The following is a 23,724-nucleotide window of genomic DNA, read 5'->3' on the forward strand; positions in this document are numbered from 1 at the left end:
CATCGCGCCAATGTTTACGCAAACATTCAAGGCGGCGACAGTCCCGCGCGATACGCGCATCCCTGTTCAGTTGAGGAGCACGCGCATGCCCCTTCTCCAGATCGAAGACGACGGATTCCGGCTCGACGGAGATCCCTTCCGCATCCTCTCGGGCGGACTGCACTACTTCCGCGTCCATCCCGACCTCTGGGCCGACCGGCTGCACAAGGCCCGTCTCATGGGGCTCAACACGGTGGAGACGTACGTGCCGTGGAACCTCCACCAGCCGTGGCCCGACGAGTTCCGCCTGGACGGCGGGCTCGACCTGCCCCGGTTCCTCGATCTCGCCGCCGCCGAGGGGCTGCACGTACTCCTGCGGCCCGGCCCCTACATCTGTGCCGAATGGGAGGGCGGCGGCCTGCCCTCATGGCTCCTGGCCGACCCGTCCATGCGGCTGCGCAGCCGCCACCCGCGCTTCCTCGCCGCGGTCGACGACTACTTCGGCCGGCTCCTGCCCCCGCTGCACGACCGCCTCGCCAGCCGGGGCGGGCCGGTGCTGGCCGTGCAGGTGGAGAACGAGTACGGCGCGTACGGCGACGACACGGCCTACCTGGAGCACCTCGCCGACTCCCTGCACCGCCACGGCGTCGACGTCCCGCTCTTCACCTGCGACCAGCCGGCCGACCTGGAACGGGGGGCGCTGCCGGGCGTGCTCGCCACCGCGAACTTCGGCAGCCGGTCGGCGGCACACCTCGCGGCCCTGCGCACCGCCCGGCCGTCCGGGCCGCTGCTCTGCACGGAGTTCTGGATCGGCTGGTTCGACCGGTGGGGCGCACACCACGTCGTCCGCGGCGCGGAGCAGGCGTCCCAGGAGCTCGACGAGCTGCTCGCGACGGGGGCGTCCGTGAACTTCTACATGTTCCACGGCGGCACGAACTTCGGCTTCATGAACGGCGCCAACGACAAGCACACCTACCGGCCGACCGTGACCTCCTACGACTACGACGCCCCCCTCGACGAGGCCGGCGACCCGACCGAGAAGTTCGCCGCGTTCCGCGAGGTCATCGCCAAATACGCCCCGGTCCCGGCCGAGGTACCGCCGCCGCGTGCTGAGAAGTTCAGCCTGGAGGCGGTGCAACTGACCGAGAGCATCGGCCTGCTGGACGCAGCGCCCGCCCTCGGGGACGCCGTCGCCTCGCACCGTCCGCTGACCATGGAGGAACTCGGACAGGGCTACGGCTTCGTGCTCTACGAGGCGGAGCTGCCGGATGCCGGTCCCGCCCTGCTCGAACTGGAGCAGGTGCGCGACCGCGCCCAGGTCTTCCTCGACGGCCAGCCGGTGGGGGTGCTGGAGCGGGAGAGCCACGAGCATGCCCTCACCTTCGCGGTCCCGCGGCCGGGCGCCGTCCTGACCGTACTCGTCGAGAACCAGGGGCGGGTGAACTACGGCCCGGGCATCCACGACCGCAAGGGATTGCTCGGCCGCGTTCTGCTGGGCGGCTCCCCGCTCGACGGATGGACCAGCCGTCCGCTGCCGCTCACGGCGATCGAGGACCTTCCGTTCGGCGCCGGGGCGACCACCCCGGCCGGGCCGGCCTTCTACCGGGGCACCTTCGACGTGGACCGGCCGGCCGACACCTTCCTCCACCTCGACGGCTGGCGCAAGGGCAGCGTCTGGGTCAACGGCTTCGGCCTCGGCCGCTACTGGTCCAGGGGCCCCCAGCGCGCGCTGTACGTTCCCGGCCCGGTGCTGTGCAGGGGGGCGAACGAAGTCGTCGTACTCGAACTCCACGCACCCGGCCCTGACCGGAAGGTGGCTTTCCGGGACGCGCCCGACCTCGGACCCGTCGAGGACTGACCGCCCCGGAGGCCGTGCGGGGCCGTGTCCCACGTCGCGGGTCCACACGGCCCCACCGGTGCCGGGGCGGGGGCGGGGCGGGTCAGACCGCCGAGCGCCGCCACTTCTGGTTGTCGCCTCCGTTGCACGTCCACTGGACGAGCCGCGTGCCGTCGGCCCATGACTGGTTCGCGACATCGACGCACTTGCCGCTGTGTTGGGCGACGAGCCGCATGCCGGTCGGGCCCGCCTGGGACGTCCTCCACTTCTGTCCGGGCCCGTCGCCGCAGGCGGTCTGCACTACGGCGGCGCCGTCATCGGGGGACGCGTCCCGGACCGCGAGGCACTTCCCGCTGTGCCGGAGCACGATCCGTACCGTGCCGTCCCCGGCGCCCTGGAACCACACCTGCTGGTTGACGCTTCCGGCCGCGCAGGACCACTGGATCAGCGCGGCGCCCTCGGCCACCGACCAGTCGGCGGCATCGGCGCACTTGCCGCTGTGCGCGACGGTCAGGGTGTTCCAGTCACCGGTGCCCCGCACGGTTCCGTTTTCCGTGGAGACGGTGATCTGCGGGTAGTAGTCCATGGACAGGGTGGTCCTGGTCGGGAACTTCAACGGCAGCCAGATGTACTGCGAGTCGTTGACCATGCCGCCCATCGAGTTGCCCCAGCGGTCGCCCATGTACAGGTAGGTGGTGACGCCGGACGTCCCCTCGACGGGCAGTACGAAGGCCGTCTGGGAACCGTAGGTCCTGCTGTCGCCCAGGTCCCGCAGCGAGCTCCAGGTCCCGGTGATGCTGTCGGCCGTGCCGTACTTCTGCTGGTTGGGGGACCAGCCGGTGGCGCCGGACGTCACGAGGAAGTAGACGCCGTCGCGCTTGAACAGGGCCGGAGCCTCGCGCGACTGGCCGGCCCACAGCTTCTGCACCCGGGTCTCGATGCCGGTGTAGTCCGCGGTGAGCCGGTAGACGTGCAGATCCGCGTTCTCGTTGGCGGCGGAGATCATGTAGCCGGTGCCGTCGGTGTCCACGAAGGTCGTGATGTCCCGGGACATGTGCCCCAACGGCCGGAAGCTCCCGCGCCAGGAGTAGTCGCCGTCGACCGTGGAGGAGACGGCCACCGCGGCACGGGCCTCGCCGTAGTCGGTGGCGCTGCCCTCCTTGTGCATCCACATGACGAACTGTCCGGTGGCGCGGTTGTACATCACCTTCGGGCGTTCGATGTTGGCGGTGGCCAGCTCGGGGTGGCTGGCCTGGGACAGGACGTGGCCGCGGAACTCCCACGTCTTGAGGTCGGTGGAGCGGTACGCGGAGACGTACCGGAAGCTGTTGTCGGGATTGCGGTCCTCTCCGAACCAGTAGTAGTACTCGTCCACCTTCACGACCCCTCCGCCATGGGCGTGGACGGGCCGGCCGGCGGGATCGGTGAATTGCGTCGCGTTGACGACGGTGACGGGGGAGGGGGAGGCCGCGGCGGTGCCCAGGCCGCCGAGGAGGCTCGCGAAGAGGGCAATCAGAACGGCGAACAGGGCTGCGATGCAGGGGGGATGACGTCGCATGAGTACCTCGCGATGGCTGGCGGGCAAGGAGGTGTCCGTGGGCGGACGAGCCCATGGCTGTGGACCCGGCGCAGATGCCGGTCCCGGTGAAATCGGTGTTCCACCTCTGTAATGTTTACGTAAACACTCAGCGGTTGGCTGCGAGTCTGGGAGCCGAGTCGGGGCCTGTCAAGCAGTCGGACGCGAATCGTCACAACCGGCACGGGTGTCGCCTCGCCGCCCAACTCCGTTCCCCATGTGGAGGTTTGGTCGGAAGGTCTGCGGCCGGGTGTACGTGGAAGGCGCCCCGGGCGGGCGGCACCGCCGTCCGGCGGCTCGTTTTTCGGCCAGCGGGCGCAGGATGCTTGACGCCCCCCACTCGGAGTGCCACGATCGCCGGACCGATGGTTACGTAAACATTTCTCATCAGGTCCTGCCCCATGGAGGCCGATTCCGGCCCGGAGGCCAGTCGTCCCGTCCTCCGTCGCGGACCTGTAGGTCACTGACACAAGGACCCACCATGTCGCTCCTGCCGGCACCGGCAAAGGCAGTCCCCCCATCCCGTTCCCGTTCACGTGCACGTCGGAACGCCCTCGTCGGCTGGGGGTTCGTCGGGCCCTTCGCAGCGGTGTTCGCCCTCGTCTTCCTGGCTCCCATCGGGTACGCGTTCCATCTCAGCCTGATGCGCGACCGGCTGATCGGCGGTACCTCCTTCGTCGGCGCGGACAACTACCTCCAAGCGCTGACCGATGCGCGCTTCTGGGAGGGATCGGCCCGCGTGGGGCTGTTCCTGCTCGTCCAGGTGCCGGTCATGCTGGGGATCGCGTTGCTCGTCGCGCTCGCGATCGACAGCGGTCGGCTGTACGGCAAGTCCTTCTTCAGGGTCGCCGTCTTCCTGCCCTACGCCGTACCGGCCGTGGTGGCCAGCCTGATGTGGGGGTTCATCTACGGCACCCGGTTCGGCCTGGTGGGCAACCTGAACGACGCCTTCGGCCTGTCGCTCCCGGACCCGCTCTCGCCCCCCTTGGTGCTCGCCTCCATCGGCAACGTCGTGACCTGGGAGTTCGTCGGTTACAACACCTTGATCTTCTACGCCGCGCTCAAGGTGGTTCCGCGCTCCCTCTACGAGGCGGCGGCCATCGACGGCGCCGGGGAGTGGCGCATCGTCACCGCGATCAAACTGCCCGCCATCCGCAGCGCGGTGGTCATCGCGACGATCTTCTCGATCATCGGGAGCTTCCAGCTGTTCAACGAGCCGAACATCATGCAGAACCTCGCTCCCAACGCGATCACGACCGACTACACCCCGAACCTCTACACCTACTCGCTGGCCTTCTCCGGGCAGCAGCACAACTACGCGGCGACCATCGCCATCGTGATGGGCATCTTCACCGCGGCCATCGCCTACGCGGTCCAGCTCCGCGGCATGCGGAAGGGCTGAGCACATGATCACGGACCCCATCGGTGTCTCCTCGGACACGAGGGAGCGCACCGTCGACTCCGGCGCGGACCCGAGCGGCGCTGCCACCGGACCGCTCAGGCCCCCGGTCGCCGCACCGCCCCGAGCGGCGCCACGGCGTCGCCGCCGACGGGCCCACACCCCGCTCGACCCCAGGCCCAGCATCCCGCTGACCCTGGTGACCGGCCTGGTCCTCGTATACACCCTCCTGCCTCTCGTGTGGCTGGTCATCAACGCGACCAAGGACCAGGAGGGCCTCCTCGACTCCTACGGCCTGTGGCTCGGCAAGGACTTCCAGCTCTGGGACAACATCTCCCGCACCCTGACCTATGACGACGGGGCCTTCGTCCGCTGGACGCTGAACACCCTGCTGTACGTCGCCGCCGGCGCGGGCGGTGCGACGCTGCTCGCCGTCCTCGGCGGATACGCGCTGGCCGTGTACGAGTTCCCGGGCCGCCGAGCCGTGTTCGCCGTCGTCATCGGGGCCGTGGCCGTCCCCGGTACGGCCCTCGCCGTTCCCACGTTCCTGATGTTCAGCGGCATGGGCCTGGCCAACACGCCGTGGGCAGTGATCATCCCCTCCCTGGTCTCGCCCTTCGGGCTCTACCTGATGTGGGTGTTCACCGCACAGGCGGTACCTTCCGAACTGCTCGAGGCCGCCCGCATCGACGGCGCCGGCGAGCTGCGCATCTTCTTCCGGATCGCCCTGCCGCTGCTGATGCCGGGAACGGTGACGGTGCTGCTCTTCTCCATGGTCGCGACCTGGAACAACTACTTCCTGCCGCTGATCATGATCAAGGATCCGGACTGGTATCCGCTCACTCTCGGTCTCAACGCGTGGAGCGCCCAGGCCAGGACCGCGGGCGGCGAGCCCGTGTTCGACCTCATCATCACCGGCTCCCTCCTCACCATCGCGCCGATCGTCGTCGTCTTCCTCCTGCTCCAGCGCTACTGGCAGTCGGGCCTGGCCGCCGGCAGCGTCAAGGAGTGACACGTCCGGCTCCGCGTTCGGCCCCTCCCGACCCACTTCATCCGCACACCGAATCAGGAGCACCACCGATGAGAACGAACAGCCGCCACCGGATCGTCGCCGCCGTCGCCGCGACGTGCGCCCTGACCCTCGGCGCCACCGCCTGCGGATCGCCGGACCCGGGGGCCGACAGCGCCGCGAAGGACGTGGCGGCAGCACTCGAAGCCGGAGGCAAGGTGACGGTGTGGGCGTGGGAGCCCACGCTCAAGAAGGTGGCCGCCGACTTCGAGAAGAAGTATCCGAAGGTGGACATCGAGCTCGTCAACGCGGGCACGAACAACAAGCAGTACACCGCGCTGCAGAACGCCATCGCCGCCGGCTCGGGAGCCCCGGACGTGGCCCAGGTCGAGTACTACGCGGTCGGTCAGTTCGCCATCGGCAAATCCCTGGAGGAGCTCTCCCCCTACGGCGCCTCCACCCACGACGGGGCCTTCACCACCGGCCCCTGGAGCGGGGTGAAGTACGGCAAGGGGATCTATGCCCTCCCCATGGACTCCGGACCCATGGCGCTCTTCTACAACAAGAAGGTCTTCGACCGGCACGGCATCGCCGTCCCCACCACCTGGGACGAGTACGTGGAAGCGGCGCGCGCCCTGCACAAGGCCGACCCGAAGCTCTACATCACGAACGACACCGGGGACGCCGGCGCCACGACCAGCCTGATCTGGCAGGCGGGCGGACGCCCGTACAAGGTGGAGGGCACCGAGATCGGCATCGACTTCGGGGACACCGGCACGGCGCAGTACACGGGTACCTGGCAGAAGCTCATCGACGAGCGACTGCTCGCGCCCGTCACCTCCTGGAGCGACGAGTGGTACAAGGGCCTGTCGGACGGCAGCATCGCCACCCTCTCCATAGGCGCCTGGATGCCCGCCAACTTCGTCACCGGTGCCCCCGCCGCGTCGGGGGACTGGCGCGTGGCGCCCCTCCCGCAGTGGACCAAGGGCGCCAAGGCGGGTGCGGAGAACGGGGGTAGCTCCCTCGCCGTGCCGAAGGCGTCGAAGAACAAGGCGCTGGCCTACGCCTTCATCGAGTACGCGACCACGGGGGCCGGCGCCACGGCCCGCGTCTCCGAGGGCGCCTTCCCCGCCACGCGGGCCGACCTGGAGTCGCAGGCGTTCCTGGACGCCCCGTTCCCCTACTTCGGGGGGCAGCAGGCCAACCGGATCCTGGCCGACGCGGCCCGTGACGTCGGCGCGGGCTGGTCGTACCTGCCGTACCAGGTGTACGCGAACTCGGTCTTCAACGACACCGTCGGCAAGGCGTACGTCTCCTCGACGACCCTGACCCAGGGCTTGGAGGCCTGGCGGGCCGCCAGTGCCAAGTACGGCACGGATCAAGGGTTCACGGTCGCCAAGTAGCAGCAGGCATCGGCGAGGGCGAGGGCGTCAGCCTTCGTCCTCGCCCTCGCCGGCTCGAAGTGCCGCCGTGTTGAGATGTGTTGATTAGATTCCGATTCTGATCGGAACCGGGCAGGATTGAGACATGAACTACCACGCCGTGCAGGACCGCTACGCCTCCATGACCTACCGCCGGGCCGCCCGCAGCGGTGTCCGGTTGCCTGTCGTCTCGCTGGGCCTGTGGCACAACTTCGGCGACAGCCGGCCGCTGGAGGTGCAACGGGCGGTGCTGCGGAGGGCCTTCGACCGGGGTGTCACGCACTTCGACCTGGCGAACAACTACGGCCCGCCGTACGGCAGCGCGGAGCGCAACTTCGGCCGTCTCTTCGCGCAGGACTTCCGCCCGTACCGGGACGAGCTGTTCATCGCCTCCAAGGCGGGCTACGACATGTGGCCCGGTCCGTACGGGGACGGTGGCGGCCGCAAGTACCTGCTGGCGAGCCTGGATCAGTCACTGCAGCGGATGGGCCTGGAGTACGTGGATGTGTTCTATTCGCACCGCTACGACCCCGAGACCCCGCTCGAGGAGACCATGGGGGCGCTGCACACGGCGGTGCGCTCCGGCAGGGCGCTGTACGCCGCAATCTCCAACTACCCGGCCGAGCAGCATCGTGAGGCGGTGGCGATCCTGCGCGAGCTCGGCGTACCGGTACTGCTGAACCAGGCCCGCTACTCGATCCTCGACCGCACGCCCGAGGACGGACTGCTGGACGCGGTGGGGGACACCGGCACCGGCCTGATCGCCTACTCGCCGCTCGCGCAGGGCCTTCTGACGGATCGCTACCTCGCCGGCGAGGTGCCCGCCGGTTCGCGGATGTCGGTCGGGCACTTCCTCAAGGAGGAGGCGCTGACGGGCGCCAAACTGGCGCAACTGCGGGGCCTGGGCGAACTGGCCGAGCGGCGCGGACAGAGCCTTTCGCAACTGGCGATCTCGTGGGTGCTGCGCGACCCCCGAGTGGTGTCGGTGATCACCGGCGCGAGCAGCGTGGACCAACTGGACCAGAACCTCGACGCGCTGCACGGGGGACCGCTGTCCGCGGAGGACCTCGCGGAGATCGATGCGCTGAGCCGCTGAACGATCCACGGGGGATCGAAAGGCGGCGCCGGGGCCCCCGGGCGGTCCCGGACGCGATGGTGAAGCCCTGTTCGGCTGCCCGCGGGAGGAACTCCCGGGGCGGCCCATCGATGTGCTGGTGCCCGAGCGGTTCCGCGATCGGCATCCCACGTCACCGGCTCGGCTACCCTCCGCCTCGTGGACGACCCGGTCCATCGCTTCGAGGTGGAACCACCCACGGATGTCCGGCTGAAGGGAGTACGGGACCTGGTAGTGGAGTCGACCGTGTACGAGTAGCCTGCGGACGAGTAGCCGCCGAACGCCCCGTCCGGGCGGTACCGGATCCTCTTCGCAGCCGAACCACCGCCTTCGCGTCGCCCGCCCGGTTGCCGCCGTCCGTGACGGCGACGAGGGCTACGGCACGTACCGTGCCGTAGCCCTCAGGTCGCTGATGATGTGTGAAAGCCCGCTAGCTTCAGGCGATCACATCCAGCGCGCGGTACAACGCGTAGAGGATGGCCGGCAGTGCTCCCACCAGCCCCGAGACGGCCAGGATGACCGTGGGGAGCCGATGGGTGCTGCGCAGCGACCTGACCACATAGCCGACCAGCGCGAAATAGGCCAGCGTGATGATCACGCCGGCCAGCAGCCCCGCCGACGAAGTCGTGAAGTGCATGACAGTGCGCACTCTCCTAACGTCCGATTGCCCAGTCCGGGTATGCATCGGCACGCGACACGAGAGACGCGTCGACGGAGCCCTTGGCTAGAGGGTCCTCGGCACCTTCAGTGGCGTGACGACGCTTCGACGGTAGCCCAAAGCGCGCCCGCTGCAATAGAGTTGAGGAAATTTGAATACGCCAAGGACCCCGGGAAGCCATCCCGGGGTACCTTTACGACGCACAGCAAACCGGACTGGGCAGTCTGGTTCAGACGTCAGTGGATCCATCCTGGCCTCCGGAGATATACGAACGCTGTACATCCTGCATACGTCGAGGAGGTCGGCCCGGGGGTGCGAGACGAAGTGACAGCAGAGGCGGACAGAACAAAGACGAGGTTCACGGTGCTCGGCCCAGTCCGAGCCTGGCACGGCAGCGAGCTCCTGCCCTCCGGGAGCCCCCAACAGCGGGCCCTGCTCGCCGCGCTCCTGCTGCGCGACGGCCGTACAGTCACCGCACCGGAACTGCTCGACGCCATGTGGGGCGAGGACCCTCCACCGCAAGCCCTGGCCGTGCTGCGTACGTACGCCTCGCGGCTCCGCAAGGTCCTCGAGCCCGGGCTGCTCGTCACCGAATCCGGCGGCTACGCCATCCGTCTGCCCCGCACCGAGGCCCTCGACCTCGGCTTCGCCCGTGGCCTCGCCGACGAAGCCGAACGGGCCCGTACAGCCGGGGACCGGGCCCAGGCCCGCACCCTGCTGAACCGCGCCTTGGAGCAATGGGACGGCGAGCCACTGACCGGGGTTCCCGGCCCCTTCGCGGAGAGCCAGCGGACCCGGCTCGAAGAATGGCGGCTCCAGCTACTGGAGACCCGTCTCGACCTGGACCTGGAGGTGGGCCTCCACGCCGAGGCCGTCTCCGAGCTGACCGCCCTCACCGCCGCCCACCCGCTGCGCGAACGCCTGCGCGAGCTCCTCATGCTCGCCCTCTACCGCAGCGGCCGACAGGCCGAGGCGCTTGCCGTGTACGCCGACACCCGCCGATTGCTCGCCGACGAACTCGGCGTCGACCCACGCCCCGAACTGTCCGCGCTGCAGCACCGGATCCTGCGCGCCGACGCCGAACTCGCCCGTGGCGAAGCCCTGGCCCCTGCCCCACCGTCCATTCAGGTACGGCCCGCCCAGCTCCCGGCAACCGTGCCCTACTTCACGGGTGCCGCGAACCGCATCCACGAACTCAGCGACATCCTCGCCGGCGCGGAGGGCCGGGTCATGGCCGTCTCCGCGGTCGCGGGCATGGGCGGTGTCGGCAAGACCACCCTCGCCGTTCACGTCGCGCACGCCGCCCGTCCGCGCTTCCCCGACGGCCAGCTCTACGCCGACCTCAGGGGCAATGAGCCGCGCCCCGCCGAACCTGCGGCGGTCCTCGGCGCCTTCCTGCGCGCCCTGGGTACCCCGGATGCCGTCATTCCCGACACCGCTGACGAGCGGGCCGCGCTCTACCGCTCCACCCTCGACGGCCGCCGCGTCCTGATCCTCCTCGACAACGCCCGTGACGCCGCCCAGATCCGCCCGCTCCTACCGGGTACTCCGGGCTGCGCCGCCCTGATCACCAGCCGGGTCCGCATGACGAGCCTCCCCGAGGCGCACCTCGTCGACCTCGACACCATGAGCCCCGAGGAGGCGCTCCAGCTCTTCGCCCGGATCGTCGGTGCCGAGCGGGTCGAGGCCGAACGCCAGGCCGCCGGCGATGTCGTCGCGGCCTGCGGCTTCCTGCCGCTCGCGATCTGCATCGCCGCGTCCCGGCTCGCCGCCCGCCGCACCTGGACCGTGTCCGTCCTCGCCGCGAAGCTCGCCGACGAGCGCCGCCGCCTCGACGAGCTCCAGGCCGGCGACCTCGCCGTCAAAGCCACCTTCGAGCTCGGCTACGGACAGCTGGAGCCCGCCCAGCAGCGCGCCTTCCGCCTCCTCGGCCTCGCCGACGGACCCGATATCTCGCTATCCGCCGCAGCCGCCGTACTCGACCTGCCGGAGTCCGACGCCGAGGAAATCCTGGAAACCCTGGTGGACTTCTCCCTCCTGGAGTCCGCCGTGCCCGGCCGCTACCGCTTCCACGACCTCGTACGGCTGTACGCGCGCGCCTGCGTCGAACGCGACGAGCAGCCGCCGAGCGACCGGGACGCCGCCCTGGACCGGCTGCTGGACTTCTACCTGGCCACCGCCTCCGCCGTGTACGCGGTGGAGCGCCCCGGCGACAGGCTGCCCGCGCACCTGTCAGCCACGCACCATCCCGGGCTGCGCTTCGCCGAGCCGCGGGCCGCCTTCGACTGGTTGTACGCGGAGGCGGACCCACTGCTGGCCTGTGTCCGGCAGGCCTCCGTGCGCTCGACCGGGCAGGGTGACGTGCTGCGCCGGGCCGTGGACCTGCTGTGGGCGGCGAAGGACCTCGCCGAATCGGGGGCGAACTCCAAGCAGTACGAGTCCGCCGCAGTGGCCCTGCGCGACGCCGCGCAGGCCGCGAAGGACCCGCACGCGGAGGCTCGGGCCCGGACCGCCCTCGGCAATGTCCACCTGGTCGCCGGCCGATTCGGCGAAGCCGACGACGAGGCATGCCAGGCCGTGGCCTTGGCCCGCGAGTGCGGCGACCCTCTGGCTGGCTGCTGGGCCTCCAACGACCGCGGGATCATCGCCCTGTACGAAGGCCGCCCGCAGGACGCAGAACGCCACCTGCTCGAAGCCTGGGGCAACTTCCGTCAGGACGGCAACCGCGTCGGCGAGGCCAGCGTCCTGTGCAACCTCTCCCGCGTCCGCGTGACTCTGGGCAGCCTCGACAGCGCGATAGACCTCGCCCAGCAGGGCATCGCCATCTACGACGAGATGGGCCTGACCCTGCGCCTGGCCAACGGTCGCTATGCGCTCGGTATCGCCCTCACCCAGGCAGGCCGCCTCGCAGAGGCCCTGGACCAGCTCGACCAGGCTCTGTCCCTCTTTCACGACAACCGCCAGCGCCTCTGGGAGGGCGTCACCCACTTCCGCCTCGCCGAGGCCCACCTCGCCGCCCATCGCCCCACCGGGGCCGCTGCCCATGCCGAGCAGGCGCTCGCCCTACACGCTCTCGGCGGCGAATGGCGCCGTGCCACGATCCTCGTGGTCCTCGGAGAGGCGCTCAGCGAAATGGGCCACACGGGCAGGGCGACCGCGTGCTGGCGCGAGGCTCTCGGCATCTTCGAGAACCTCGGAGTCCCCGAAGCGGAACACGTGCGGCAACGCCTCGGGCCAGAGGTCCCCTCCGCCGTCTGACCGACGCTGCGAACGACAGCCCCGCAGACAACCGTCCGCGGGGGACAACGGAGCACCCATGAGTGCTGAGCGATCCCGGCATCCCAAAGGTGTCACCGTAGGGACTGTGACTCGGCCCGGGTCTTGGGGACCTCTCCGGCCTGGATGGCGGCGAAGTCGGCGTAGGTCCGGGCGACTGCTTCGGGGTACGCCTCGTGCTTGGCGTGCTCGGCGAGCGCCCGTAGATGCTCGCCACGGAGGGGTTCTGGCCCTTGCGCTTGCCGTTGGGGGCCGCAATGCTGAGCCCCTCCAGCGTCGACTCGCGGATGTTCTCCCGCTGCATCTCCGCCATCGCTGCGAAAAACCCACGAGGCCGTCTCGCGCATGCGCAACGATCTCGCCCGATTCGGCTGAGCCGCTCGGCTCAGCCGGTACTGGCGAGTCGGAGGTCGGCGAGACGACGCTCCCTGCTCGTTGGGGTCGGTCAGAGAGAATTCGTCGAGGACGATCGCTGGCCAGGACCTTCTGCGACTCCTGGTGGTACTGGGGGCGCGCACCCATGCTGGAAGGCACGCGGTCGGGTGCGCTGACCTGCGCTTTTCTGAAGCAGGCCGACCAGTCGAGGTCAGCCCAGGAGGCGCCGTGTCCCGCGCGGAGATCATCCCGGCGGGGCGAGCGGTGGGAGGCTCCGCGCGACCCTCTCCGGGCCCTCGACGTTTCCCAGGTATGACCAGCTGGGGTCAGCTTTGCCAGGACCAATGCCGACTTTGGTGACAGTTCGTCAGGTCGGTCGGTGCCCTACGGCGGTCCTGAAGAAGGCGTGGACCGGGCTCACAGGTGTGGCGTGACGCCCTGTACGGAGCGTGACGGTCAGAGGATTTGGCGCATCGCCTCGATGCAGGTGGCGCGTGTGGGGTTCGAGCGGTCGCGGGGGTAGGCGCCCTGCCCCCACGGGTTGACGGCCCATCCGCGCGGTCACTGGTCGCGATTGCCGTCGCTGTCGAGAGCGTCGGCCGGCAGTAGGCGGTAACGGTGCAGGATGCCTGCCAACTGCTCGGGCTCGACATGCACCACGGCTGCGGGTCCGTCTTCTGCCGACACCCTGAACACGGGCCAGTGCTCAGGATCGAAGAGACCTCGGACTGGGCATCGGCATCGGCGCCGTCCTCACCGAACCACTCTGGAACCGGCCGCTCTGCACATCCCCCGTCGCTGCACACCGCCAAAAGGGGTGGCTCGACCAGGAGCCCGGGTGGAGCAGCAGTGACTCGGCCGGCACCAACGGGCCGACGTCGGGCGCAACTGACGTGCCCGACGCAATTCGCCGGGCAGGAACGCCAGTACGTACCAGCACGGCGACGGGCCCCACTTGACCCTGAGCCCGGATCACGCGTGCCGGGACGCCTGGAGGGTCCGCCTCACCGGCCACCTCGACCAGGCCGTGTCCGTCACCTGCAGCACCGCTGCGGCGCCTGTCGTGCGGTCTGCCCGAGCCGGAAGTCCGGGCAGACCGCACCCTCCACGCAGCAGGCTCCGGCTCAGCAGCCGCCGCAGTTGTAGAACGTCACGTCCCAGTGGTTGCCCTCGTCGGCGTAGATGTTGCCGGCGCCGGACTTCCATTGCGGGGCGCCGTCACCGCGCACCCCGACATAGGTGAACGTGTTCTTGATGTAGTTCCCGACGCACGTGTACTTGCTGAAGTCGAGCTTGTAGCCGTTCCAGTGGGAGTAGGTCCCGCCGGCGTGGCCGGTCTCGGTGCCGCCCGTGATGTTCAGAGAGCAGCCGCTGGCGCTCTTGAGGGTCTGCGCGCCCTTCGCCGTGGCGAGGTTGAGCTGCTCGAAGGACGTACAGGTCGGGTTGTTGCGGTCCGAGCAACCACCGGACGAGGACCAGGTGATCCCGGAGTCGCGGAACATCGAGGTCGCGGTGGCGTGGCTGATCTTGGTGGCTGCTTGGGCCTCGCCGGCGCCGATGCCAGGGGCGAAGAGCGCCCCGAGGACGAGGGCGAGGGCGGTGAGGACGGAGCGGAGTGTGTTTCCTCGCGTGCGGCTCGGGGCGGTGTCGCCGGTCTGGGGACCGGTGGGTACGTGGGGGGACTTCATGAGCTCTCCTCCTGGTGCGGATCGCGGGGGTGCGGAGCGGTGGACCAGCGGGTCTACCCGCGTCGACTTCGGGGCGCGGAAGGCCCGGGGTGTGGCCCGGGGGAGATCACACGGCGGAGCGGAAGGCCGGCAGGTATCCGCCGGAGTGGCCCGCGGCCGTGGGGTGGTAGCTGTTGGAGACGGGCACCGAGACGCTGTGCAGCCAGGCGTTGCCCGAGCAGATCTCGTGGCCGGTGAACTCGTCCACGACGCTGGAGTAGGAGAATCCCGCGTTGGCGGCCTGCTTCGCGAGCATCCCGTTGAGAGCGTCGCTGCCGCGGTTGATCGCCGCGCGTTCGGTCTCGCTCAGGCCGGCGACGCAATTGCCGTTCAGCTGGTAGAAGCGCGGGTAGCCGAGCACGACGACATGAGCCTGCGGCGCCTTGCTGCGGATGGTGCCGTAGAGGGACGACAGGCTTCCGGGCAGGGTGTTGTTGATCTGTGCGATGGCGTTGTTCACCGCGCTCACGCACGTCGCCTCGCTCTGCAGGACGCAGGTCTGCATGACGTTCGCGAACCCGACGTCGTTGCCGCCGGCGGTGACGCTCACGAGCGTGGTGGAACTGTTGAGCGGGGCCAGCTGGCCGCTCTTGACCGTACTCGTCGTCGCTCCCGAACAGGCGGTGAAGGAGAACGAGGCCGGGGCGTTGGCCGCCGCCCACAGGTACGGGTAGGCCTTGCTGCTGCGCTGGCAGCTGCCGCTGTCGGACAGGTAGCTTCCGGCGCCCACCCCTGAGGAGTAGGAGTCGCCGAGAGCGACGAAGCGCTCCCCCGCCGCCGGGGCGGCGGAGGCCTGCTGGGTCAGTCCCAGGGTCGCGGCCACGAGGGCCGACAGGACGGGCAGGACCCGTCTCAGTTTTGTAGCGTGCATGACAATCCACTCCTTGGCGTTGTGGGGAACAGGAGTTGTTGAAGAGTCACTCTTCTAGCAGTGACGGACGCCCTTGCGATAGGCGTGTGAAGCGCTTTGTTACCGGGCGCCCCGCCGAGGCCGACTGCACCCCGCCTGCTCCCGGGGCAACTTCAACGCGCCCGCGAGCCGCGCCCCCACGGCACCGGCAGCGGCAGCGGCAGCGGGCGCTCGTCCTCGAAGTACTCATCGATCGTCCAGGCCCTGGACCCGATCCGGCGCCGCCCGTCGCGCCGGTCCCACTGCTCGACTGCTCGCTCGGCTCCGCCGGCGAGTCGACCTCCGGCACCGGCTCGCGAAGTGGTTGCGCCGGAAGTAGCCCATCTGTCCCTCGACGCCGCCCATCTCGTGGGCGCCCTCGATGCCGGCCGGCAGGAGAAGCTCTCGATCCCGAAGTGCGACTTGAAGGCGATCCGCCGATCTGCCTCCAGCTGCGCCCGGCTCGGCCCCAGCGCCCGCGCGACGGCCGTCTGCCGGTTGTCGTAAAGAGAGCAGGTGGCACGTCACCAACTCGCCCGCGAGCCGCACGGTCACGTCGCCTAAGTCGACCCACGCCAGGGCGGTGACCGCCGGGTGGACAGGGGCACCCCTTCCTCGGCGCGGGTGCATTTCGGTGGGAAAGCCGGGGGAGATTCCCCTTTCTGAAATGATGCAGAGTTACGCGGCGTGCACGCTGGGCTATTTCAATATCTTGACATCGTGTCCAATAAAGGGGCGCGATGTGCCAAGTTTACGTAAAGTCGTGCGCCGTCGAGCGGGTGTGAATGGCCTGGACCAAGGCTTTGACCGGCCACAACTCGCATGTCCTGTAGGTAGATTGATGACCCGTCACATGACTGCCTCTAGGTTATTGAATTCGCGACATCTTTGTGCGTGGGGCGATGGCGTTCAGAACCCTTGATCTCTCTGGCAGGATTCCCGGCACCCAAACCACTCGAGGAAAGAGGCGTGGTTGTGCGTGGCCGCGGAACACCTGATACTCGGCTTCGCCGGCAGTGCAGGGCCATCGAACCGCCCGGATGTGACACACGGTCAGGCGGAGGCGTCGGGCCGTAGCCGTCGGGGTGGATGGTCGGCGGCGACGGGTGGCGTACCGACCGGCGATGTCTTGTTCACCCCGGCTCACCACGGCTGCGTCTGCGCCAACACGGCGCCGGGCCCGAGCCATTTGGAGACCCGAGGTCGCGCCTCGGCCGTGGCCGTGACGGTCAAGTCGTCCGCCTGTAGGTCTCTGCTCGGACGAGTGTGGTCGACCTCGTTGCCGTCCACCGGTCCCCGAGACCGTGGCGGCCGCGCCGCCATCGCCGTGCCGCGGCACGCACGCCGAAGCCGTTCGGGGCCGCCGTGATGATCCTGCGCCGTTCCGTCGGTGCCAACGGCTCGGTTCCCATAGGCGAGCTGACCGCTCGTCATTGTGTGGAGCATCGCCCCGGCAGGCGAGTTCCGCGTTCTCAGATCAAGGAGCATGATGCACAAACGCCGCGCGTCCCGCCGTAAGAAAGCGCTGCTGGCCGCGATCACCGCCGCACTCTCCGGCGGTCTGCTGTTCGGCTTCAACGCCCTCGCCCAGGCCGATGTGGTCATCGGCACGGTCATCGGCGGCCAGGGCAACTACCAGACCGTCAACCACCGGGCCAAGCCGTCCCTTTCGGCCCAGGTGAAGGGGTCCTCGAGGGTAGGCGCCAAGGTCCGGATGTCCTGCCGGACGACGGGCGACACGGTGGAGAACAACCCGAGGTGGATCTACACCGGCTCGTACTACATCGCCGATGCCTTCATCAAGGAGAACACCACCCCGCTGCCCGTCTGCGGCTCGACGCCAAACCCACAACCCACGACTGCGAAGACACTGAAGATCGACATGCAGAAGCAGGTCAGGACCCAGTGGTGCTGGGACGCCTCCGGCGTGACCATAGCCCAACACTGGGGCCGCTCCGTCAGCCAGGAGCAGTTCTGCCAACTCGCTGCCCAGGGAACCTGGGTGAACTGCAACAACCAGCCCGCCACGCTGGAGGACATGGCCAACGGCCTGGCCAGGCTGGGGCTGACGAACAGTGGCCGCAGCCTGTACCGCAACGCCTCGTTCGGTGAGTCCGTCGCCGAGATCGACGCGGGCCGCCCGTTCGCCGTCAGATTCGGCTGGCGCACCGGCGGTGGTCACATGAACGTCATCTACGGCTACGACAGCGCCACCAACATGATCGCGGTCGGCGACCCGTGGCAGACCACGCAGACCTACACCTGGTGGAACCACTCCACTTATGCGAACAACAACTCGTTCCAGTGGACCCACTCCCGCATCGGCATCCAGGGCTGAGGAGCAGACCGACCGTGCAGATCACGCGACACACCAGGCAGGCGACACCCCGCGCCGCCGTCCTCGCCACGGCCGCACTCGCCGCCGCCCTGTGCGGAATCGTTCCCGCACAGGCTGCGGAGGGAGAGGGCATCGCGGGTTACGAGTCCGCCCGGCAAACCATCCAGAGCAACCAACTCCGCGACACCGTCTCCCGCTTCCTGGTCTCGGCCCGACAGCCCCGTACTGCCCCCGCCGCGGACGGTGGCACCCTCGGCGTTCCCGGGAACGCACCCGCCGCCGTCGCCGCGCCCCCCGGGTTCGATCTGAAGGACCCGGTGCCGATGTTCGAGATCAGCCCCGAGTTCGTGACCGGCAAGGCCCAGGCGACCCCGCAGACCGCGCTCCGGCTCTCCTACCTGGCCTCCCGGGTGAACGCCGCCGACGGGAAGCACGCCGCCGTATTGCTCGCGCCCATGGGGAACGCCGCCACACCCGGGAGCGGCGTGCAGAACGTCGGTGCCGAGGGCTGGCAACTGGCCGGGATCCGGGACGGGGACGCCGAGGTCGGCTTCGCCGAGCGCGGGACTCCTCAGGCCCGCACCTTCACCGAGCCGCAGATCCACGCCTGGTACCGGCTCACTGCCGAAGGCCTGGTCGAGCCGCTCAACGAGGAGGCGACCACCGGCCTCGGCGGAAAGCGCGGCATCCCCCTCGCTGCCTACCAGAAGCTGGTCACCGCCCGCTACGGCGACAAGATGCCCGGTTCGGAGTACGACCGCAAGGGCCTGGCCGGCGGATACGGCGGCCTCGTGGAGGACCAGCCGGAGCAGGTCTCCACCGCATCCGCCCAGCCCGCCGCCGATGAGCCCTGGCACCCGATGGCCGCCATCGGGTTCGCAACCCTGGCGACCATCGGCGGCGCGGTGCTGTACGCGCGCCGTAGGGGAGCTGCGACCACCCGCTGACCGGAAACGTGAGGCCGAGCCCCGTCCGTGTGCTGAGCGCGACGACTTTCATCGCCGAGCTCAGCAGCTCGGGTGGGCGACCCGGCCCCGACACGAGGGATGCCCCGCCGGCGCGCCTCGACCAGCGCATCCTCGCCCTCGACAGCCCCGTCGCCTCACCGAATCGGCATGCTTGCGGCTGATCGCGGAGCCTGACAGGGGCCGACCTTTTGCTGACGCTGGAGGGTGCAATGCGTTCCTGACCTGCACGAAGACGGATATGCGGGACATTCCCTCGCTGCTGCGCAGCCACAAGTCGCGGAAGGTTCGGACGAGAGGCGGGGGCGGGGTCGGGTGAATGGTCCAGCGTGTCGGCCGCGGCGTCGACCAGGAGCCGGGCCGCCTCGGGGTCTGGCGAACGTACCGTGCGGTAATGATCACCCAGCCCGTGCCGACGAGTGTCACGGCCCGCGAGCGCAGGCGCTTGCACAGCGGTTGCTGGGTCCAATCGAATCAACGATCCGGACGCTCGTGTGAGCGAGGCCCGGTGACGGCGCCTGTCGCGCGGTTCCCGGCGCGATCAGGTAGTCAGGAAGGGTGAGCAAGGACGGGACCGACCCCTTCGTGCATGTCCGGGGCGCCAGTGAGAACAACCTGCGGAACATCGACGTCGACGTTCCGCGGGACGCGATGGTCGCCTTCACCGGTGTCTCCGGTTCGGGCAAGTCCTCGCTCGCGTTCGGCACGCTCTACGCGGAGGCCCAGCGGCGCTACTTCGAGTCCGTGGCACCGTACGCCCGAAGGCTGCTGCAACAGGTCGGTGCACCGCACGTGCTGGAAATCACCGGACTGCCACCGGCCGTGGCCCTGCAGCAGCGGCGCGGGTCGCCCAGCTCGCGCTCGACGGTCGGCACCCTCACCACGCTGTCCAATCTGCTGCGCATGCTGTACTCCCGCGCCGGCACCTATCCGCCCCGGGCCGCACGGCTGGAAGCCGAGTCGTTCTCACCCAACACCACGGCCGGTGCCTGCCCCGAATGCCACGGACTGGGCGTCGTGCACGACGTCGCCGAGGACCTGCTCGTCACGGACCCCTCGCTGAGCATCCGCGAGGGGGCGATCGCCGCCTGGCCGGGCGCCTGGCAGGGCGCCAACCTGCGCAGTGTCGTGAACGGCCTGGGTATCGACATAGACCGGCCGTGGCGCAGGCTCAAGAAGAAGGACCGGGACTGGCTGCTGTACACCGACGAGCAGCCCTCCGTGTACATCGAGCCGGAGGAGGACCGCGTCGACTACGGCTACCAGGGCAAGTTCTGGAGCGCCCGCAAGCACGTCATGCACGTCCTCGCCGACTCCAAGAGCGAGAAGATGCGCGAACGGGCGCTCCGGTTCGTCAGGAGTGTGCCCTGCCCCGAGTGTCACGGCAGCGGACTGCGGCCCGAGGCGCTCGCCGTGACCTTCGCCGGACGTTCCATCGCCGAGATCAACGCGATGCCGCTCATCGAGGTCGTGGGGCTGCTGCGGCCCGTCGCGGGGCGGTCCGAGGCCGACGCCACCACGTCGACCGCCCGATCCGGGGAGACGACCGAGGTCGCGGTCCGGATCTGCGGCGATCTGGTCGCGCGGGTCGACGTACTGCTCGACCTGGGCCTCGGATATCTCAGCCTCGGGCGCCGCTCGACGACCCTGTCGCCCGGCGAGGCGCAGCGCCTGCGGATCGCCACCCAGCTGCGCTCGGGGCTGTTCGGCGTCGTCTACGTCCTCGACGAACCCTCCGCGGGCCTGCATCCGGCTGACGCGGAACCGCTGCTGGACGTGCTGGAGCGCCTCAAGGCGGCGGGCAACTCGCTGTTCGTCGTGGAGCACGACATGGACGTCGTACGGCGGGCGGACTGGGTGGTCGACATCGGCCCCGGCGCGGGCGAGGGCGGCGGCCGCGTGCTGTACAGCGGCCCGGTCCCCGGTCTGGAGCGGGTGACGGAGTCGGCCACGAGCCAGTACCTGTTCGGGCGCGCCGAACCGCTCGAACACCGCCCGCGCACACCGCACGGCTGGCTGCACCTGAGCGGCGTCTCCCGCCACAATCTGCACGACGTGTCCGTCGACGTACCGCTGTGCGTACTGACGGCGGTGACGGGCGTGTCCGGTTCAGGAAAGTCGACACTGGTGACGCAGGTGCTCGCCGAGGTCGTCCGCGGCCACCTCGGACTCGTACCCGAGGAGCCCGATGAGGCGCAGCTGGTCGTTGACGTCCAGGACGCGTCGGGGGTCGAGTCGTTCGACCGGCTGGTCCGGGTCGACCAACGGCCCATCGGCCGAACTCCCCGTTCCAACCTGGCCACGTACACCGGGATGTTCGACGCGGTGCGCAAACTGTACGCGGCGACGGACGAGGCCACGGCGCGCGGCTACTCGGCCGGGCGGTTCTCCTTCAACGTGCCCGAAGGCCGGTGCGAGACCTGCCAGGGCGAAGGATTCGTCGCGGTGGAACTGCTCTTCCTGCCCGGCACCTACGCACCGTGCCCGACCTGCCAGGGTGCCCGGTACAACGCCGAAACGCTGGAAGTCACCTACCGGGGCAAGAACATCGCGGAAGTGCTGGGGTTGTCCGTCGACGCCGCGGCCACGTTCCTGTCCGCCGTCCCGGCCGCCTCCCGCAGTCTGGAGACGTTGCGCGAGGTGGGACTGGGGTACCTGCGGCTGGGGCAGCCCGCGACGGAGCTCAGCGGTGGTGAGGCACAACGCATCAAACTGGCCACCGAACTGCAGCGAGCCCGCCGCGGCCACGCGCTCTACCTGCTCGACGAACCGACGGCGGGGCTGCACCCCTCGGACGTCGCGCTGCTGCTGCGACAGCTGCACCGGCTCGTCGACGCCGGCAACACGGTCGTCCTCGTCGAGCACGACCTGGACACGATCGCCACCGCCGACTGGGTCATCGACCTGGGGCCGGGCGGCGGCGACGCGGGCGGGCGGGTGGTCGCGGCGGGCCCTCCGGCCAAGGTGGCGAGAGCCCGCCGCAGCGCCACCGCGCCCTACCTCGCGGCCCGACTCGCGCGCTCCTGACGACGGCGCGAGGGGCTGCGCACCGGTCAGCCGGGTTCGGGGCCGGATGGGACTCATGCCGTGTCGCGTTCAACGATGTCGTTCTCCTGCCTGTTCGCCCAGCACGATCTTCCACACCCGGGTCGCCACCTGGAGGTTGAGCCGGTCCTCGACGTTCGCGAGGTCGTTGCCGCTGATGTTGCGGATGCGCTGGAGCCGATAGCGCAGCGTGCTGCGGTGGATCGCGAGGGATTCGGCGGTCTCGTCGTAGTTGCCGCCGCAGTCGAAGTACTGGGAGAGCGTCTCCACCATGGCCGTGTGGTGCCGGGAGTCGTAGTCGATCAGCGGCCCGAGCCACTCGTGGACGAACGTCTCCAGTTCCCGGTAGTCGTTGCCGGGTCCCAGGATGCGGTAGAGGCCCAGCTCGTCGAAGAACGTCGTGCCGTGGTGCTCGCGGGAGTGGCGGCGCACTTCCAGGGCGCGCTGCGCCTCCTCGTAGCGGTGGGGGATGTCGTCCAGGGAGTCGCAAGGGGAGCTCACGCCGATGGTCCCGGACCGTGTCCCGGTCTCCCGGGCGAGCGCCTCGTACAGTGCGCGGGCGTGCGGCCGGTCGTCGGCGACCAGGACCACGTGGTCGGAGCGCCGGGTCAGCAGCGAGTGCATGCCCACGGCAGAGGCCGCCCGGCCCACGGTCTGCGCGAAGGAATCGTCCGCCGTCCGGTTCGACCACTGCACCACGACGACGTAGTGGCGGCGGTGCAGGTCGTGTCCGACTGCCTCGGACCGGGCGTAGGCGCTCGCCTCGTCCGTTCCTGCCAGGAGGTCGTCGGCCAGCTCGCGGTGCAGCCTCGACTCCACTTCGGCCAGATTGCGCAGGTGCGCCAGCTCCGGGGCGAGTGACGCGGCGCCGTCCTCCAGCGCGCGCAGGGTGTGCTCGTCGGCCTCACCCCGGACGTCGACCAGGGCCAGCACGCCCAGGACCTCGCCCTGCGGGCGGACCAGGGTGACCAGCCGGTCCTTCACCCGCACCGGCCCGGCCTGACGGCCGACGGCGGACAGCATTTCGTCCTGGCGCACGGGGTCCGGTTGGGGATAGGGGTCGGGGCGATCAGGACCGGTCCAGGACCTCAGCCGACCGAAGCGGTCCTCGACCAGCGCGGGGAGTCCCGTGAGCCCGTGCAGTGCGCGGGTGAGGGCTTCCTCGCCGCCGCCCGAGGCGGCGACGTCGGCCAAGAGCGCGTGAACAGCCTGCTGGTACTCCAGCTCGGCCACGACAGAGATCAGCCGTCCCTGGAGGGCTGTCCGCTCCTCCCTCAACCGGTGCAGCTCCAGCGCGTCCTCGCGTTGATGGCGGTGTGCGAAGGCGACCGACAGCGCAGCGGCGGTGTGCTGGACGAGCGTGGCGAGCAGGGAGCGCTCGGCGTCGGTGGGCCGCGAGTGGGACGTCACCACGAGGTAGCCGTGGAGCCTCTCAAGCCCGCGTAGCCCCAGGGCCCGGCCCCAGGGCCGGCCGGGCACGGTCACAGGGCCGTCCTCCCCGGCCAGCTCCCGTACCCTCCGGTCCACGGCCAAGGCATGGACCTGCCCGTTCCTCGGGCTGGGGACCAGGTCGCCGTCCACCTCGAGGTATGCGGCCTCGGCGCCGTACGGCCCTGCGGCGGCTATGTGGTCCATGGCCAGGCTCAGGATCTCGCCTTCGTCCAGGGTGTCGAACAGGGCGCTGGAGAGCACCATCAGTTCGTGGGGGACACGGTCGGCCGGGGTCGGGGCGGGTGGGCGGGGCCCTCGCCGCGCGGCCGTGGGGTGACGCCCGCTCCCGCGGGGCGGGAGAGACCCTCTCCGCGCGGCCATGGGGAGCCGCCCGCCGCTGTCCCGCGGAAGGCTGCTCTCCCGGTCGCAGCGGCGGCGGTACAGGTTGTGCGCCCGGCTGCTGGCCATGGGATCACTCCGTCCTGTTCGAGCCTACAGCCGAGCGGTGGTGCTTGGTCGGGCCGGCTCATGCGAGATGTTCGGATTCTTCCTCTCGTACTCGTGGGGTGACCGGCCCCGTGCCTTTCTGACTCGCCAGGCGCAAGCGTGGAGTCGCTCGGCCCGCCACCCTGGGAAGCGTTCGAAACCGTCCGTGCGCACCGGCAGGTAGGGCCGGGCGGTGATC

General features: G+C 69.7%; 14 protein-coding genes. 9 read left to right on the forward strand and 5 right to left on the reverse strand.

Going from position 1 to position 23,724, the window contains the following annotated elements; genetic code table 11:
- The first annotated feature begins 85 nt into the window (after positions 1–85).
- The gene (locus AB0D29_RS10150; RefSeq protein WP_362853068.1) at positions 86–1,837 is read left to right on the forward strand and encodes a glycoside hydrolase family 35 protein; all 1,752 of its coding nucleotides are present in this window, start codon (positions 86–88) and stop codon (positions 1,835–1,837) included.
- An 82-nt stretch (positions 1,838–1,919) separates the two neighbouring features.
- On the opposite strand, the gene AB0D29_RS10155 is transcribed toward AB0D29_RS10150, so the two are convergent.
- Positions 1,920–3,374 (reverse strand): RICIN domain-containing protein, encoded by a 1,455-nt coding sequence (locus AB0D29_RS10155; RefSeq protein ID WP_362853069.1) that lies wholly within the window; start codon positions 3,372–3,374, stop codon positions 1,920–1,922.
- A 499-nt stretch (positions 3,375–3,873) separates the two neighbouring features.
- Here AB0D29_RS10155 and AB0D29_RS10160 point away from each other — a divergent pair, with 499 nt between their 5' ends.
- From AB0D29_RS10160 to AB0D29_RS10175, 4 genes are all read left to right on the forward strand, one after another.
- On the forward strand, positions 3,874–4,794 hold the full coding sequence (locus AB0D29_RS10160; protein WP_362853070.1) for a sugar ABC transporter permease: 921 nt from the start codon (positions 3,874–3,876) through the stop codon (positions 4,792–4,794).
- Positions 4,795–4,798: 4 nt separating this feature from the next.
- A complete protein-coding gene (locus AB0D29_RS10165) occupies positions 4,799–5,803 on the forward strand; it encodes a carbohydrate ABC transporter permease (RefSeq protein ID WP_362853071.1) in 1,005 nt (334 codons plus the stop codon).
- A gap of 68 nt (positions 5,804–5,871) precedes the next feature.
- Positions 5,872–7,203 (forward strand): sugar ABC transporter substrate-binding protein, encoded by a 1,332-nt coding sequence (locus AB0D29_RS10170; protein WP_362853072.1) that lies wholly within the window; start codon positions 5,872–5,874, stop codon positions 7,201–7,203.
- A 124-nt stretch (positions 7,204–7,327) separates the two neighbouring features.
- Positions 7,328–8,317, forward strand: a complete 990-nt coding sequence (locus AB0D29_RS10175; RefSeq protein WP_362853073.1) for an aldo/keto reductase — start codon at positions 7,328–7,330, stop codon at positions 8,315–8,317.
- Positions 8,318–8,771: 454 nt separating this feature from the next.
- Here the strand turns inward: AB0D29_RS10175 and AB0D29_RS10180 are convergent, their stop codons facing one another.
- Positions 8,772–8,972, reverse strand: a complete 201-nt coding sequence (locus AB0D29_RS10180; protein WP_362853074.1) for a hypothetical protein — start codon at positions 8,970–8,972, stop codon at positions 8,772–8,774.
- Positions 8,973–9,305: 333 nt separating this feature from the next.
- Here AB0D29_RS10180 and AB0D29_RS10185 point away from each other — a divergent pair, with 333 nt between their 5' ends.
- Positions 9,306–12,251: a BTAD domain-containing putative transcriptional regulator gene (locus tag AB0D29_RS10185; RefSeq protein ID WP_362853075.1), complete on the forward strand. Its 2,946-nt coding sequence runs from the start codon at positions 9,306–9,308 to the stop codon at positions 12,249–12,251.
- Positions 12,252–13,768: 1,517 nt separating this feature from the next.
- Here AB0D29_RS10185 and AB0D29_RS10190 read toward each other — a convergent pair.
- Complete coding sequence (locus tag AB0D29_RS10190) at positions 13,769–14,332, reverse strand: hypothetical protein (RefSeq protein ID WP_362853076.1); 564 nt, start codon at positions 14,330–14,332, stop codon at positions 13,769–13,771.
- A gap of 106 nt (positions 14,333–14,438) precedes the next feature.
- On the reverse strand, positions 14,439–15,242 hold the full coding sequence (locus AB0D29_RS10195; RefSeq protein WP_362853077.1) for an SGNH/GDSL hydrolase family protein: 804 nt from the start codon (positions 15,240–15,242) through the stop codon (positions 14,439–14,441).
- Positions 15,243–16,746: 1,504 nt separating this feature from the next.
- Here AB0D29_RS10195 and AB0D29_RS10200 point away from each other — a divergent pair.
- The 3 genes from AB0D29_RS10200 (at position 16,747) to uvrA (ending at position 21,590) form a co-directional block, all read left to right on the forward strand.
- A complete protein-coding gene (locus AB0D29_RS10200) occupies positions 16,747–17,598 on the forward strand; it encodes a papain-like cysteine protease family protein (protein ID WP_362853078.1) in 852 nt (283 codons plus the stop codon).
- Between the two features lie 14 nt (positions 17,599–17,612).
- On the forward strand, positions 17,613–18,545 hold the full coding sequence (locus AB0D29_RS10205; protein WP_362853079.1) for a hypothetical protein: 933 nt from the start codon (positions 17,613–17,615) through the stop codon (positions 18,543–18,545).
- A 576-nt stretch (positions 18,546–19,121) separates the two neighbouring features.
- Positions 19,122–21,590, forward strand: coding sequence for an excinuclease ABC subunit UvrA (gene uvrA / locus AB0D29_RS10210; protein ID WP_362853080.1), 2,469 nt, complete (start codon positions 19,122–19,124; stop codon positions 21,588–21,590).
- A 69-nt stretch (positions 21,591–21,659) separates the two neighbouring features.
- On the opposite strand, the gene AB0D29_RS10215 is transcribed toward uvrA, so the two are convergent.
- Positions 21,660–23,507: a helix-turn-helix domain-containing protein gene (locus AB0D29_RS10215; RefSeq protein WP_362853081.1), complete on the reverse strand. Its 1,848-nt coding sequence runs from the start codon at positions 23,505–23,507 to the stop codon at positions 21,660–21,662.
- Positions 23,508–23,724: the final 217 nt, after the last annotated feature.

This window comes from Streptomyces sp. NPDC048424, assembly GCF_040651555.1.
In the GTDB taxonomy this organism is placed as follows: Bacteria; Actinomycetota; Actinomycetes; order Streptomycetales; family Streptomycetaceae; genus Streptomyces.

Bases quoted from the DNA above. Each gene is read 5' to 3' on its own strand.
- AB0D29_RS10215 (WP_362853081.1), bottom strand. From the start codon at position 23,507: ATGGCCAGCAGCCGGGCGCACAACCTGTACCGCCGCCGCTGCGACCGG.
- AB0D29_RS10165 (WP_362853071.1), top strand. From the start codon at position 4,799: ATGATCACGGACCCCATCGGTGTCTCCTCGGACACGAGGGAGCGCACC.
- AB0D29_RS10195 (WP_362853077.1), bottom strand. From the start codon at position 15,242: ATGCACGCTACAAAACTGAGACGGGTCCTGCCCGTCCTGTCGGCCCTC.
- AB0D29_RS10190 (WP_362853076.1), bottom strand. From the start codon at position 14,332: ATGAAGTCCCCCCACGTACCCACCGGTCCCCAGACCGGCGACACCGCC.
- AB0D29_RS10180 (WP_362853074.1), bottom strand. From the start codon at position 8,972: ATGCACTTCACGACTTCGTCGGCGGGGCTGCTGGCCGGCGTGATCATC.
- AB0D29_RS10155 (WP_362853069.1), bottom strand. From the start codon at position 3,374: ATGCGACGTCATCCCCCCTGCATCGCAGCCCTGTTCGCCGTTCTGATT.
- AB0D29_RS10150 (WP_362853068.1), top strand. From the start codon at position 86: ATGCCCCTTCTCCAGATCGAAGACGACGGATTCCGGCTCGACGGAGAT.
- AB0D29_RS10160 (WP_362853070.1), top strand. From the start codon at position 3,874: ATGTCGCTCCTGCCGGCACCGGCAAAGGCAGTCCCCCCATCCCGTTCC.
- AB0D29_RS10175 (WP_362853073.1), top strand. From the start codon at position 7,328: ATGAACTACCACGCCGTGCAGGACCGCTACGCCTCCATGACCTACCGC.
- AB0D29_RS10170 (WP_362853072.1), top strand. From the start codon at position 5,872: ATGAGAACGAACAGCCGCCACCGGATCGTCGCCGCCGTCGCCGCGACG.
- AB0D29_RS10200 (WP_362853078.1), top strand. From the start codon at position 16,747: ATGATGCACAAACGCCGCGCGTCCCGCCGTAAGAAAGCGCTGCTGGCC.